Here is a 12,198-nt window from a genome sequence, read left to right on the forward strand (position 1 = left end):
ATACTATTGGTTATACGTATTCTTTAATTTTCTTAATGCCCCTTTTCTTACTCTAACCATATTGTTTTTTCGTAGCTCTTTAATCCATTTCTGTTCTAGCTCGTCTTGATAATCACTTATTACTTGCCCCCTTATATCATCAAGTTCTTTGCCATATTTTACTTTGTTCGCAATATAAAAAGATTTTAAGCCTAAGGTATCTTTTGATGCCTTATTCCATATTTTTTTTTGCATTAAATCAAATAATAGTAAACCTTCTTTATACTCTAACAATGTGTTTCTATATTCTAAATTTGTTTGAAACAAATTTTCTTTAAAAGAACTTAATAATGCTTTTCGTTTAAAATCTCTAAAACTTTCTGCTATAGTCTTGTTTTTAAATTTTATAAACTCTAAAAAATCTTTTTGAGTAAACTTTTTCTTATTAACAGAAAGTAATACAGCATTTAGCTCTTTTATCTTTAACTCCTCTTTTTTATTTCTTTGAAAAATTATCAATGCTTTAGGATATTCTTTAATTTGATATTTATTCTTAAGCTTCCTAAGTAATGCCTGATCGGATACCTTAACCCTTTTAGATTGTTTTACCTTTCTGGTTAACTCAGTTTTCATTTCTGAAAAAGGCGGTACTGGATAGTTTTTTATGAGTTTAACTATATGCCAACCATACACTGTTTTAAATGGTTTACTATAATCTCCTGATTCTTTTAAGTTTCTTACATTATTTTCAAACTCCTCAACCATTTTTCCTGTTCCAAACCTTGGTAATTTACCTCCATTTTTGGCTGCATTAGTATCTTCTGAGTGTTCTTTTACTACTTCTTCAAATGGTTTTCCTGATTCTAAAAGTTTATATAACGAATGAATTTTTGACTCGCTTTTTGGTGAGTTTCTAACTAAAATATGAGCTGCTTCAAACTCTCCTTTTGATGGTCTTATACCCGTTACTTTTACAATATGCCACCCAAATCTTGTTTTAAAAGGTTCAGAAACTTCTCCTAGTTTTGTTTTATATACTGCCGTTTCAAAGGGATATACCATTTGAAAAGCTTTAAAATAGCCTAAATTTCCTCCGTTAATTTTTGCTGATGGATCTTCTGAAACTTCTTTTGCTACTTTCTCAAAATCTTCTCCTTTTAAAATACGGTTTCTATATACTTCAATCTTGTTTTTTAAAAACAATGTATCTACTGCTAACCCTTTGCTTGGATATCTTACTAAAATGTGACTTGCTTTAACTTCATTTTTAGTGCGATAATAAGCTTCTTCTACTAGTTCACTTAATGTCTCTGAATCATACAAATAAGGTGCTAGTAATTCTTTTTTATAACTTTCGAGCTCTCTTTGGTATGATTTTGCGGTGTCTAGTTTTAAATTATAAGCCTCTTTTACTTTCAACTTATAATTAATAAACAGTTCTAAATAACTTTCAATAGTATTAGCTTCTTTATCCTCGGCAATAGTTAAATTCTTTTCATACATCTGCTTAAACTCTGATACCAATATTGGATCATCATTAATACGAAACAATTCCAAATCTTTTTGACCAAAAGAAGGAAACGTAACATAAAAAACAGCAGTTATGAAAAGTATTTTTTTCATGCTATAAATTTACAAAGAAATAATTCCTTTTATAGCTTCTGCTTTTTTATAATATGAAATAACCTCGTCTGAACTTTTAACAGTTATATGTATCGATACACTCACGTACTTTCCTGTTTTAGATTTTTTGGTATTAATAACTGCCCCTCCGTTATCAAATAAATCTTGTACTTCTTGTACTTGATTACCATCAGTAGGAACTATAAATTTATATAAATACTTAGCAGGAAACGTTGTGGTATCTTCTAATTGTGATTTTAACTTTGCGTAAAAAGCTTCTCTATCTTGCATAACTCAAAAATTACTGTTTTATTAAAATTCATCAAAAAATATAGAATTTATAATGATGAAGCACAAAATTACACTATTTATTATATTTATAACTTGAAACTTTTATTTTTGCCCCATGCAACAAAAAATAGTTTTAATAGGTGGTCCTGGTACTGGTAAATCCTCTATTTTAAGAGAATTTATTAACCGTGGATATGAATGTATGCCAGAGATTTCAAGAGAAGTTACTCTAAAAGCTCAAAAAGATGGAATTGATCAACTTTTTTTAGAGCAACCTTTATTATTTAGCCAACTATTATTAGAAGGAAGGGAGCAACAGTACATAGATGCTCATCAAAGAGATGCTGAGATTATCTTTTTTGATAGAGGAATTCCTGATGTACATGCTTATATGAATTATTTAGGATCTGACTATCCAGAAATTTTTATTGAAAAAAGCAATAAGTATTTATATAGCAAAGTATTTATGTGTGCCCCTTGGGAAGCCATATATAGATCTGATAATGAACGTTACGAAACTTTTGAGCAATCAGTAAAAATAGATACATTTTTAAAAGAGGCTTACGAGGAAGTAGGTTATAATATTATTGACGTTCCTTTTGGTTCGATACATGAGCGCTGTGACTTTATTTTACATTCGTTAAAACACGATGTATGATGAATCACTACAAATATTAAAACATTATTGGGGTTATAATTCATTTAGAAAACCGCAACAAGAAATAATTACTGAAGTTTTAGCAGGAAACAATGTTGTTTCTTTACTTCCTACAGGAGGTGGAAAATCTATCTGCTTTCAAGTACCTGCATTGGTTAAAGAAGGAGTTTGTATAGTAGTTTCTCCTTTAATTGCCTTAATGCAAGATCAAGTTTCTAACCTTATTGATAAAGGTATAAAAGCAACTTTAATACCTTCTGGAAGTACACAAGATGAGATAATTACATTATTTGATAATATCCGATTTGGAAACACTAAGTTTTTATACATTTCTCCTGAACGATTACAATCTCGTTTTATTCAAGAAAAAATAAAGCAATTAAATGTAAATTTAATTGCTATTGATGAAGCACATTGTATTTCTGAATGGGGGCATGATTTTCGTCCATCTTATCAAAACATTACTATTTTAAAGGAACTACAACCTACCTCTCCAATAATTGCTTTAACTGCTACAGCAACTCAAAAAGTAATTTCAGACATTATTTCTTCTCTTGAATTAGAAAAACCTATAGTATTTAAAAAATCTTTTTTTAGAGAAAATTTAGCCTATCAAATTTTTAAAACTAAAGATAAACTTGGCAAACTCAATCAGATTTTCACCAAAACAAAGGCTCCTGCAATTGTATATGTTAATACTCGTAGTAAGACAAAGGAAATTAGTAGTTATTTAAATGCACAAGGCTTTAAGAGTTCTTTTTACCATGGTGGTTTATCTTCTGTAGAGAAAAAAATAGCTTTTGATAATTGGATGTCTGAAAAAACTCCAATTATTGTTGCCACGAATGCCTTTGGAATGGGAATAGATAAACCCAATGTTAGAGTGGTTGTACACATTAACTTACCTTCTTCTATAGAAAATTATATCCAAGAAGCAGGTCGTGGAGGTCGTGATGGAATAAAATCTTTCTCTGTAGTATTAACAAACAATAGTGATATTTCTTTAAGTAATGAATTACTTGAAAAATCATTACCAACCATTGAAGAAATAAAAATTATTCATCAAAAACTATATCAGCATTTTCAAATTACGAAAGGAGAATTAATAGAAACTGCTTTTGATTTTAATTTTTTAGGTTTTTGTAGTAAATACAATTTCATACCTAACAAAACATTTAATGCACTTCAAATACTTACTAATAATGGAGTTATAGAATTAAACCATAGTTTTCAACAAAAATCTACCGTTCAATTTTTAGCTTCAAGTAAACAAGTTATATCACATACAAATCAAAACACCCAAGCTAAAAATTTTGTTCAACAAATGTTACGTATGTATGGTGGTATTTTTGAAACTCCTGTAAAAATTGATGAATTTTATATTGCTAAAAAATTAGAAACTACTTCTTGGTTTGTAATTGACACATTGGAAAAATTAGCTCAAAAAGGACTAATCTCCTACACTAAAACTACTAATAATGCTGAACTTTTCTTTTTACAACCTAGAGAAGATGATAAAACCATCAACCGAATTTCTGTAAACATCAAACACTATATTAAACAGAAAAAAAAGAAAAATAGAGATTTACTTCAGTTCATAGAAAATAATTCAGTTTGTAGAAGTGTACAACTACTCTCCTATTTTGATGAACATCACTCTCAAAACTGTGGAATTTGTGATGTTTGTTTACAGAAAAAAAATAAAACTAGTATCAACCAAAAAGATATTCTTTCTAACTTACAAAAAGGAAAAACCTATACAGTTACTGAAATCTGCTCGCTATTAAATGAAAAAGAAGCGAACATTTTAATACTTTTGCGAGAGCTTCTTTCCGAAGAAAAAATACACACAAAAAACAATAAATACTTTTTAAAATAATGAGAGATTTACGCATCGTTTTTATGGGAACTCCTGATTTTGCTGCTACTATTTTACAGCATTTAGTGGAGAATGATTATAATGTAGTTGGTGTTATCACAGCAGCCGATAAACCTGCTGGTAGAGGTCGTAAGCTTAATCAATCAGCTGTAAAAAAATATGCTTTATCTCAAAACTTGCCTATTCTTCAACCTAAAAACTTAAAGAGCGAAGAATTTCAAGAAGATTTAAAAAAGTGGAATGCTAATTTACAAGTAGTTGTAGCTTTTAGAATGTTACCAAAGTCAGTTTGGGCAATGCCTGAATTTGGCACCTTTAATTTACATGCTTCATTGTTACCAGAATATCGTGGTGCTGCTCCTATTAACTGGGCTATCATAAATAGTGAAACAAAAACGGGGGTTACTACTTTCTTTATTGATGATAAAATTGATACTGGTGAAATTATTCTACAAAGTGAGGTAACAATTGAAGAAGATGAAATTGTTGGTGAATTACACGACAGATTAATGCATTTAGGCGCTAAACTAGTTGCTGAAACTTTAGACTTAATAGCTAAAGGTGATGTAACAACTACTAAACAACCTGAACTAGAAGAAAAATCTGCACCAAAATTATATCCACATAATTGTAAAATAGATTGGTCTAAATCTTTAAATGATATTTACAATCATATTCGCGGATTAAATCCATATCCTGCTGCTTGGACTACTATAGTTAACGGAGAGGATGAACTTTCAGCTAAAATATATGGAGTTAGCAAAGAGCCTTCTTCACATAATCATGATATTGGTACCATTGTTACTTCTAAAAAAGAACTAAAAGTAGCTGTAACAGATGGTTACTTAAATATTCATCAAATTAAAATTTCTGGTAAAAAATTAATGGATGCTCAAAGTTTATTAAACGGTTATCAGTTTAATAAAGGAGCAAAAGTGCTGTAGCCCTTTATTTATAGGGTTTTAACGTTTTTAACAAAAAACGGTCAGTGGTTATTAACAATTCAAGGCAACTTATTAACAAAACAGTATTTTTTTTAAGTCAAATCTTGCACAATCCCGCATTCCGTCTATATTTGTTGAGCTATTGAAGCAAAAAAAACATTAATTAATTTTAAAATCTATTTAAATTATGAACAAATCAGATTTAATCGATGCGATGGCTGCTGATGCAGGAATTTCAAAAGCTGCTGCTAAAGCTGCATTAGACTCTTTAACTGATAACGTAACAAAAACTTTAAAGAAAGGTGATAAAGTTGCTTTAGTTGGATGGGGAACTTGGTCTGTTTCTAAGAGAGCTGCTAGAACTGGTAGAAACCCTCAAACAGGAAAAGAAATTAAGATTGCTGCTAAAAATGTAGTTAAGTTTAAAGCTGGTGCTGGTTTAAGCAATTCAGTAAACTAATATTTTCCACGAAACATATTACAAACAGCATTTAGGCAACTAAATGCTGTTTTTTTTATATCTAAGTGTCACAAAAAATAAATACTGGTTGTCTATTATATAGAACTTAAAACCTTTTAAAATGAAAAATATAGTTACTGTTATCGGACTTTTATTTTGCTTTTCTACAGCTTTTGCCCAAAGAACCTTCAATGCATCAGATATTATGAAAGATGTTAAAAACGGAAAAGCGGTAGAAATTTCTAATGCCACTATTAAAGGTAGATTAGACTTTACTTTTATGGATGAAGCCTTACCTAAATTACCTAAAAGAAAAAGTTGGTGGAACAATGGTGGATCTAATACCATTGAAAAGCAAATTACCAATAAAATCTCTTTTGTTAATTGTGTTTTTGATGATGATGTGTTAGCTTACATTCCTCATGAAAAAAGCGGATATACCTTTGTAGCTAACTTTGAAGACGTGGTTGTATTTAAAGACTGTACTTTTGAACAAAAAGCTATGTTTAAATACTCTGATTTTGAAAGAAACACTAATTTTTCCAATACTAAGTTTAAAGGAGATTCTACCTTTAAATATGCAAAATTTGATAGAGATATTACTTTTGAAAATACATCTTTTGAAGAACCAGCTACTTTTAAATATGCAGATTTTAAACGTTTTGTAAGCTTTAAAAACTCTGTTTTTAATGAGAGTGCTATTTTTAAATATACTGAGTTTAAAGACGGGGTATCATTTAGAAATGTAAAATTTGAAGAAGACTTAAATATTAAATATACCAAAGTATCTGGTGAGTTTGATATCACAGGAATGGAAGTAGCTTTTGATATAGACTCAAAATACACTAAAATAAATGGAAAAAGTTTTAATAAGTATTTAATGAAAAGATAAACTTTATTCTATCCTCCCATATATAAGAAGTTAAAAAAATACACTTAAGCTAAAGGCAAAAACTCGTAATAGGTATTACGAGTTTTTGCCCTTTAAAATTTAGGTTGACTCTTATTATTAATTACACTAACTTAGTATACAACTTCTTACCCTCAAACCTACAACTACTAATGGAGTCCAGAAACCATTCAAAAACGGGGTAAATCCGAAAAACCAAACGAGTAGGAATTAAATTTAATGTCATGCCTAAATATGTTATTGAACGAGAGCTCGCAGGAGCTAGCGACTTAACCCCTGAGCAACTAAAAGAAATTTCACAGAATTCTTGTGGGATTTTAGATGAATTAGGACCTAAAATACAGTGGGTTCATAGTTATGTAGCAGAAGACAAAATATATTGTATCTACAATGCACCTGATAAGGAGATGATTCTTAAACATGCAGAAAAAGGAGGTTTTCCTGCAAACAAAATCAATCAAGTTTCAACTATTATTGACCCTATTACTGCTGAGTAATCATTATTAAAACACTAAAAACAAACCTCGTAAGAATTCTTACGAAGTTTGTTTTACTTTCTAATAAACTGGGTAATTATTTAAAAATCATAAACTTTTTTTACCTTTAAAACCTAATTTGAATTGTAACCTGTTTTTATATAAGCAACAACTACTTTAATCATCATAGCAAAGAATAATGACATTCAATAAAATTTGGGATACTCATAAAGACCATTTACTAAATTTTGTCAATACTAAAGTTAATGACAAACATATTGCAGATGATATTCTACAGGAAGTTAGCTTAAAACTATATAAGAGTTTGGCTAAAGAAATAGAAATAAAAAATTATAAGAATTGGCTTTTTCAAGTTACCAGAAACACAATTGCTGATTACTATAGAAAGCAAGTAAAACAAGATAAAATTGTAATAAATCAGCCTGAAACAAATATTAATTTTGATCCTTGTGTTTGTGACTTATCCTCTTTTATTATTCAACAATACCTTCCTAAAAAATATAGTGAACCTCTTTATTTAAGTGATATCGAACAAAAACCTCAACAAGAAATTGCTGACACTCTAAACCTAAGCTTAACAGCAACAAAATCTAGAATACAGAGAGGACGTAAAAAGCTAAAAGAATTAGCTATTGAATGTGTTGATATTTCTTATAATAATAAAGGCCAAATAACTAATTTTACACTAAAGAAAAACTGTGAACTCCCACAAGAATTAAAAAATGAAATGAAAAGAATAAACTTTATGCCTTAATCTTGCATCTTTTTACTTCCCGTTGACGACTACAAAGGAAAGTAAAAACATATGATACATAAAAAAACATCTTTATTTGCTGTCCCTTTTTTATTAATCTCAACTGCTATATTTAGCTATTTATCCCTAATAAATAAATGGAACTTTGAAATAGCCTCTTATGCTATTTTCTGCTTTACACTTTTATATATTTTAATTTTAGAACGTGTTATTCCTTTAAAAAGAAAATGGACTCCTCAAAAAAACTCACTTTGGACAGATATTAAACATTTAATTTTCTCTACAGCTTTATTTGATGCTTTTGGAAAAACACTCGCCTTATCAATAACCATTTATGTTCAAGAAAATACTTTTACTTTATTCAACTTCTGGGACACTCTCCCTTTTTGGACTTGTTATATTATTGCTAATTTAATTGGTGATCTTCTTCCATATTTATACCATCGTATTAGTCATAAAGGTAACTCCAACTCATATCTAAGTCTCTTACTCTGGAAAATTCATTCAATTCATCATTTGCCAACAAGTTTGAACTGGTTTAAAACGAATTGGATACATCCTCTTAATATGTTTTTAAACACATTTTTAAAGATGGCTCCTATTCTACTTTTAGGGTTCAGTAAAGAAGTAATTTTTTTAGTTGGAATTACACATACTGTTATTGCCTATATTTCACACGCCAACATTCAAACAAGAAAAAGTTTTTGGGATTATCTTATTGTTACACCTCAAATCCACCATTTTCATCATAGTATCAATATAAAAGAGGCTAAAAACTTTAGCAACACTTTTCCTTTCTGGGACTTGTTATTTGGTACCTATTACAACCGAAAGGGAGCTGTTAAAGAAGTAGGAGTTATGAAAAGTTCTAATATTAATTACCCAGAACATCATGCATATTATAAGCAAATAGTATTTCCTATAATAACTTTAAAAGAATGTTGTAAATAAAAAATCACACATAAATATATTTGATATATCAAATATATTTATATTTTTGCTTGATATATCAAATAAAATGAATTTTAATACACCAACAACTACTGTTTTATATTCCATAGAAGAAACTATAAAAGCATATCGTAAGCTCAGTCAACATAATATCACCCAAGTTATTCCTGATATTACTGTAGATCAGGCTCTAATTTTATTAATGCTAGAAAATAATAATAAAACTCAAACAGAAATTGCCGATTTAGTTTTTAAAGACTATGCCTCTATGACACGTATAGTGAAACTAATGATATCTAAAAACTATTTAATTAAAACAACGGATAGAAAAGACAAGCGAAAAGCTAAGTTAGAAATTACAGATAATGGAAAAGAAATTATAAAAAAACTAAAGCCTGTAATACAAAAAAACAGACAAACTGCCTTAAATAATGTATCTAATAAAGAATTAGAACAGTTATACAATACTTTAAAAAAAATAACTAAAAATTGCAATTCTTAAAATGAAGAGATTAATCTATTTACTTGTACTTACAATTACTTTTTCTTGCACAAAGAAGAAATCCACTCTTATTAAAAATCAAAAAATAAATCAAATTGCTAATTACTTAGACTCTTTAAATGGATTTAGTGGTAGTGTTTTAATTGCTAAAAATGACAGCATCTTATTCAAGAAAGCATATGGGTTTGCTCATCTGGGACACAAAATAAAAAACAATACAGAAACTAAATTTTCGTACGCTTCTATAGGCAAATCTTTTACTGCTGTTGTTATATTTCAATTAATTCAAGAAGGAAAATTATCATTACAAGATAATATCGGTAAGTTTCTTCCTAACTATCAAAATAAAGAAGCTAGAGATTCTGTTACTATAGAGTTATTACTAAAACATAGAAGTGGATTACCTAATTATTTTCATTCCGAAAAGTTCTTAAATACCTCTAAAGATAAATATAGAACTACGGAGCAACTTTCTCTTCTGTATGAAAATGAGCCTTTAGAGTTTAAACCTAACAAACAATTTGCATATAGAAATACTAATTATATTGTACTAGGTAGAATTATAGAAGCTATCACAAAATTGCCTTATGATGAGTACGTACAAGAGCATATATTCTCTATAGCTGGTATGCAAAACACAGGTAATTTTGATATTGATCATACTATTGAAAATGCTTCTGAAAACTATACTCTTTCAAACAGTTACCCTAACCAATTACAAAAAACAATTTTTATGGGAGGTGTAAAAGGTACTCCAGCTGGAGGTGGATACACAAACGTGGATGACTTATATAATTTTACATTAGCTTTTAAAAACAATAAGCTTTTAAACAAAACCTATACCGACCTTATGAAAAAAGAACCAAAAAACGATTGGTATGGGTACGGAATGCAGTTTGCAGGAGCTAAAGGTTCAGGAATTTATGGTCACAGTGGAGGACATTTCGGTACTGGTGCTGAATGGCGAGTTTTTGAAAAACAAAATTACATCGTAATACTTTTAACTAATAAAGATCTAGATCAAGGCTTTTTTGATGCTCGTTTTTTTATAGAAAAAACAATCTCAGGCACAACTCCAAAGCTAGACAACTACTTTTTTACTAAAAAGATAATTAAAACTTGTTTGAATAGCGGTATTGGAGAAGCTAAAACAGAAATTAAAAACTCAAAATTCAAACTTTCTGAAATAAACTTAAACGCTAAAGGCTATGATATGATAAAAAGAGGCTTTTATAAAAATGCTATTGATTTATTTATGCTTGAAGTATTCTCTTTCCCTGAGTCTTATGATGCATACGATTCTTTAGGAGAAGCCTATATGAAAGACGGACAAATAAAAAAAGCTATCAAAAATTATCAAAAAAGCCTCGAGCTTAATCCTGATAATACTAATGCTGTAGAGAAACTAAAAGAATTAAAATCTATTTAATTGTAATTAAATGAAATACTACACTATTCTACTCATACTAATTACACCATTAGCTTTTGCTCAACAAGAGACAACATTAGAAAGTTACATGGATTCTCAAGCAAGTATTAATCATTTCTCAGGAACAGTATTAGTAACTAAAAATGACTCCATCTTATTAAAAAAAGCGTATGGAACTGCTGATTATGAATGGAAAGTTCCAAATACAATTGATACAAAATTTAGTTTAGCTTCAGTATCAAAACAATTTACAGCTGTTGCTATCATGCAGTTAGTAGAAAAAGGAAAGATCTCATTAGATGATAAACTTACTAAGTATTATCCAAACTTTCCTAAAGGAGACCAAATAACAATTAAAATGATGTTGACACATAATGCTGGATTCCAGATGGATTATGACGAGCTATACCTTGCTAAAACATCATTAGATAAAGATTCTGTGGCAAATTACATTATGCAAAAGCCTTTGTTGTTTAAACCAGGTTCAAATACAGCATACAGTAATATTGGGTATTATTTACTTGCACGTATTATTGAAAAAATTTCTAATCAATCCTATGCAGCATACCTTAAAGTAAATCTATTTGATAAAGCTAAAATGTACAATACAGGTGTAAGCACCAATGATTCAATCGTTTTTAAATCTGCTAAAACCTATTATAAAAAAGATGATACGCTCATAAAAGCCCCTTACATAAACTGGAATTTTAATATTGGGCATGATGGTATCTATTCTACTGTAGAAGATTTATATCTTTGGAATAAAGCTCTTTTTAACAGTACAACTATACTAAACAAAGTCTCTAAAAAAAAGGTACTTACCTCATATAATGATCACAAATTTGGTTTTGGCTTAATGGTAAATCCTTTTTATAATCAAAACCATAAATTAATAGCCCACGATGGGGGCTTTTATGGAGCCATGACTTCGTTTAATAAATTTACCAATGATAACATTTTTATTACCGTATTATCTAACAATCAATCCCCTTCATATTTAATTGCTTACGGACTTGCTGCAATTCTTTTCAAAAAGTCTGTCGAGCTTCCATACAAACATCAACTAGTAAAGATAAACCCTATACTATATAACGAGTATGCTGGAAAATATGGAAGCGTTACAATTCTTAAAAGGAATAAAAAACTATACTACTCTAATTATGATACTGAATTATTACCTGAGTCTGATGTCAAGTTTTTTATTGCTAATAATTATAAGACTATTAAATTTATTAAAAACAAAAAAGGTAAAGTCATCAAAATTATAGTTAGAAAAGCTGGAGTCGCTGAAATTAAAAAGAAAACTATAGTTAATTAAATA

General features: G+C 29.1%; 13 protein-coding genes. 11 read left to right on the forward strand and 2 right to left on the reverse strand.

Features of this window, described 5'->3' with window-relative positions; translation table 11 throughout:
• Positions 1-3 precede the first annotated feature (3 nt).
• Both C8N27_RS11345 and C8N27_RS11350 read right to left on the reverse strand, forming a co-directional pair.
• The gene (locus C8N27_RS11345; RefSeq protein WP_121147465.1) at positions 4-1,602 is read right to left on the reverse strand and encodes a peptidylprolyl isomerase; all 1,599 of its coding nucleotides are present in this window, start codon (positions 1,600-1,602) and stop codon (positions 4-6) included.
• A gap of 9 nt (positions 1,603-1,611) precedes the next feature.
• Positions 1,612-1,893: a DUF493 family protein gene (locus C8N27_RS11350; protein ID WP_099216096.1), complete on the reverse strand. Its 282-nt coding sequence runs from the start codon at positions 1,891-1,893 to the stop codon at positions 1,612-1,614.
• Between the two features lie 115 nt (positions 1,894-2,008).
• On the opposite strand from C8N27_RS11350, the gene C8N27_RS11355 reads away from it, so the two are divergent.
• The 11 genes from C8N27_RS11355 to C8N27_RS11405 all read left to right on the forward strand — a co-directional run bounded on the left by C8N27_RS11355 (position 2,009) and on the right by C8N27_RS11405 (position 12,195).
• Positions 2,009-2,551 (forward strand): AAA family ATPase, encoded by a 543-nt coding sequence (locus C8N27_RS11355; protein ID WP_121147466.1) that lies wholly within the window; start codon positions 2,009-2,011, stop codon positions 2,549-2,551.
• On the forward strand, positions 2,544-4,430 hold the full coding sequence (locus C8N27_RS11360; protein ID WP_121147467.1) for a RecQ family ATP-dependent DNA helicase: 1,887 nt from the start codon (positions 2,544-2,546) through the stop codon (positions 4,428-4,430). The genes C8N27_RS11355 and C8N27_RS11360 overlap by 8 nt, the downstream gene beginning before the upstream one ends.
• Positions 4,430-5,374, forward strand: a complete 945-nt coding sequence (gene fmt, locus C8N27_RS11365; protein WP_208639319.1) for a methionyl-tRNA formyltransferase — start codon at positions 4,430-4,432, stop codon at positions 5,372-5,374. Before C8N27_RS11360 ends, fmt begins: the two co-directional genes overlap by 1 nt.
• Before the next feature lie 187 nt (positions 5,375-5,561).
• The gene (locus tag C8N27_RS11370; RefSeq protein ID WP_099216100.1) at positions 5,562-5,834 is read left to right on the forward strand and encodes an HU family DNA-binding protein; all 273 of its coding nucleotides are present in this window, start codon (positions 5,562-5,564) and stop codon (positions 5,832-5,834) included.
• Between the two features lie 121 nt (positions 5,835-5,955).
• Positions 5,956-6,726, forward strand: coding sequence for a pentapeptide repeat-containing protein (locus tag C8N27_RS11375; RefSeq protein WP_121147469.1), 771 nt, complete (start codon positions 5,956-5,958; stop codon positions 6,724-6,726).
• Positions 6,727-6,968: 242 nt separating this feature from the next.
• Complete coding sequence (locus C8N27_RS11380; RefSeq protein ID WP_121147470.1) at positions 6,969-7,241, forward strand: DUF4242 domain-containing protein; 273 nt, start codon at positions 6,969-6,971, stop codon at positions 7,239-7,241.
• A 178-nt stretch (positions 7,242-7,419) separates the two neighbouring features.
• Positions 7,420-7,995: a sigma-70 family RNA polymerase sigma factor gene (locus C8N27_RS11385; protein ID WP_121147471.1), complete on the forward strand. Its 576-nt coding sequence runs from the start codon at positions 7,420-7,422 to the stop codon at positions 7,993-7,995.
• A gap of 51 nt (positions 7,996-8,046) precedes the next feature.
• Positions 8,047-8,946 carry a sterol desaturase family protein gene (locus C8N27_RS11390; RefSeq protein ID WP_121147472.1) on the forward strand — a complete coding sequence of 300 codons (900 nt, stop codon included), beginning with the start codon at positions 8,047-8,049 and terminating at the stop codon, positions 8,944-8,946.
• A 67-nt stretch (positions 8,947-9,013) separates the two neighbouring features.
• Positions 9,014-9,448 carry a MarR family winged helix-turn-helix transcriptional regulator gene (locus tag C8N27_RS11395; RefSeq protein ID WP_121147473.1) on the forward strand — a complete coding sequence of 145 codons (435 nt, stop codon included), beginning with the start codon at positions 9,014-9,016 and terminating at the stop codon, positions 9,446-9,448.
• Position 9,449: 1 nt separating this feature from the next.
• Positions 9,450-10,877, forward strand: coding sequence for a serine hydrolase (locus C8N27_RS11400; RefSeq protein ID WP_121147474.1), 1,428 nt, complete (start codon positions 9,450-9,452; stop codon positions 10,875-10,877).
• Positions 10,878-10,887: 10 nt separating this feature from the next.
• Positions 10,888-12,195 (forward strand): serine hydrolase domain-containing protein, encoded by a 1,308-nt coding sequence (locus C8N27_RS11405; RefSeq protein ID WP_121147475.1) that lies wholly within the window; start codon positions 10,888-10,890, stop codon positions 12,193-12,195.
• Positions 12,196-12,198 lie beyond the last annotated feature (3 nt).

It is taken from the genome of Tenacibaculum discolor (genome assembly GCF_003664185.1).
GTDB classification, from domain to species: Bacteria; Bacteroidota; Bacteroidia; order Flavobacteriales; family Flavobacteriaceae; genus Polaribacter; species Polaribacter discolor.

What these genes read in the sequence shown, in the direction of transcription:
- C8N27_RS11400 (WP_121147474.1), top strand. Translation starts at nt 9,450, where the DNA reads ATGAAGAGATTAATCTATTTACTTGTACTTACAATTACTTTTTCTTGC.
- C8N27_RS11345 (WP_121147465.1), bottom strand. Translation starts at nt 1,602, where the DNA reads ATGAAAAAAATACTTTTCATAACTGCTGTTTTTTATGTTACGTTTCCT.
- C8N27_RS11385 (WP_121147471.1), top strand. Translation starts at nt 7,420, where the DNA reads ATGACATTCAATAAAATTTGGGATACTCATAAAGACCATTTACTAAAT.
- C8N27_RS11375 (WP_121147469.1), top strand. Translation starts at nt 5,956, where the DNA reads ATGAAAAATATAGTTACTGTTATCGGACTTTTATTTTGCTTTTCTACA.
- C8N27_RS11395 (WP_121147473.1), top strand. Translation starts at nt 9,014, where the DNA reads ATGAATTTTAATACACCAACAACTACTGTTTTATATTCCATAGAAGAA.
- C8N27_RS11390 (WP_121147472.1), top strand. Translation starts at nt 8,047, where the DNA reads ATGATACATAAAAAAACATCTTTATTTGCTGTCCCTTTTTTATTAATC.
- C8N27_RS11360 (WP_121147467.1), top strand. Translation starts at nt 2,544, where the DNA reads ATGTATGATGAATCACTACAAATATTAAAACATTATTGGGGTTATAAT.
- C8N27_RS11380 (WP_121147470.1), top strand. Translation starts at nt 6,969, where the DNA reads ATGCCTAAATATGTTATTGAACGAGAGCTCGCAGGAGCTAGCGACTTA.
- fmt (WP_208639319.1), top strand. Translation starts at nt 4,430, where the DNA reads ATGAGAGATTTACGCATCGTTTTTATGGGAACTCCTGATTTTGCTGCT.
- C8N27_RS11370 (WP_099216100.1), top strand. Translation starts at nt 5,562, where the DNA reads ATGAACAAATCAGATTTAATCGATGCGATGGCTGCTGATGCAGGAATT.
- C8N27_RS11355 (WP_121147466.1), top strand. Translation starts at nt 2,009, where the DNA reads ATGCAACAAAAAATAGTTTTAATAGGTGGTCCTGGTACTGGTAAATCC.
- C8N27_RS11350 (WP_099216096.1), bottom strand. Translation starts at nt 1,893, where the DNA reads ATGCAAGATAGAGAAGCTTTTTACGCAAAGTTAAAATCACAATTAGAA.
- C8N27_RS11405 (WP_121147475.1), top strand. Translation starts at nt 10,888, where the DNA reads ATGAAATACTACACTATTCTACTCATACTAATTACACCATTAGCTTTT.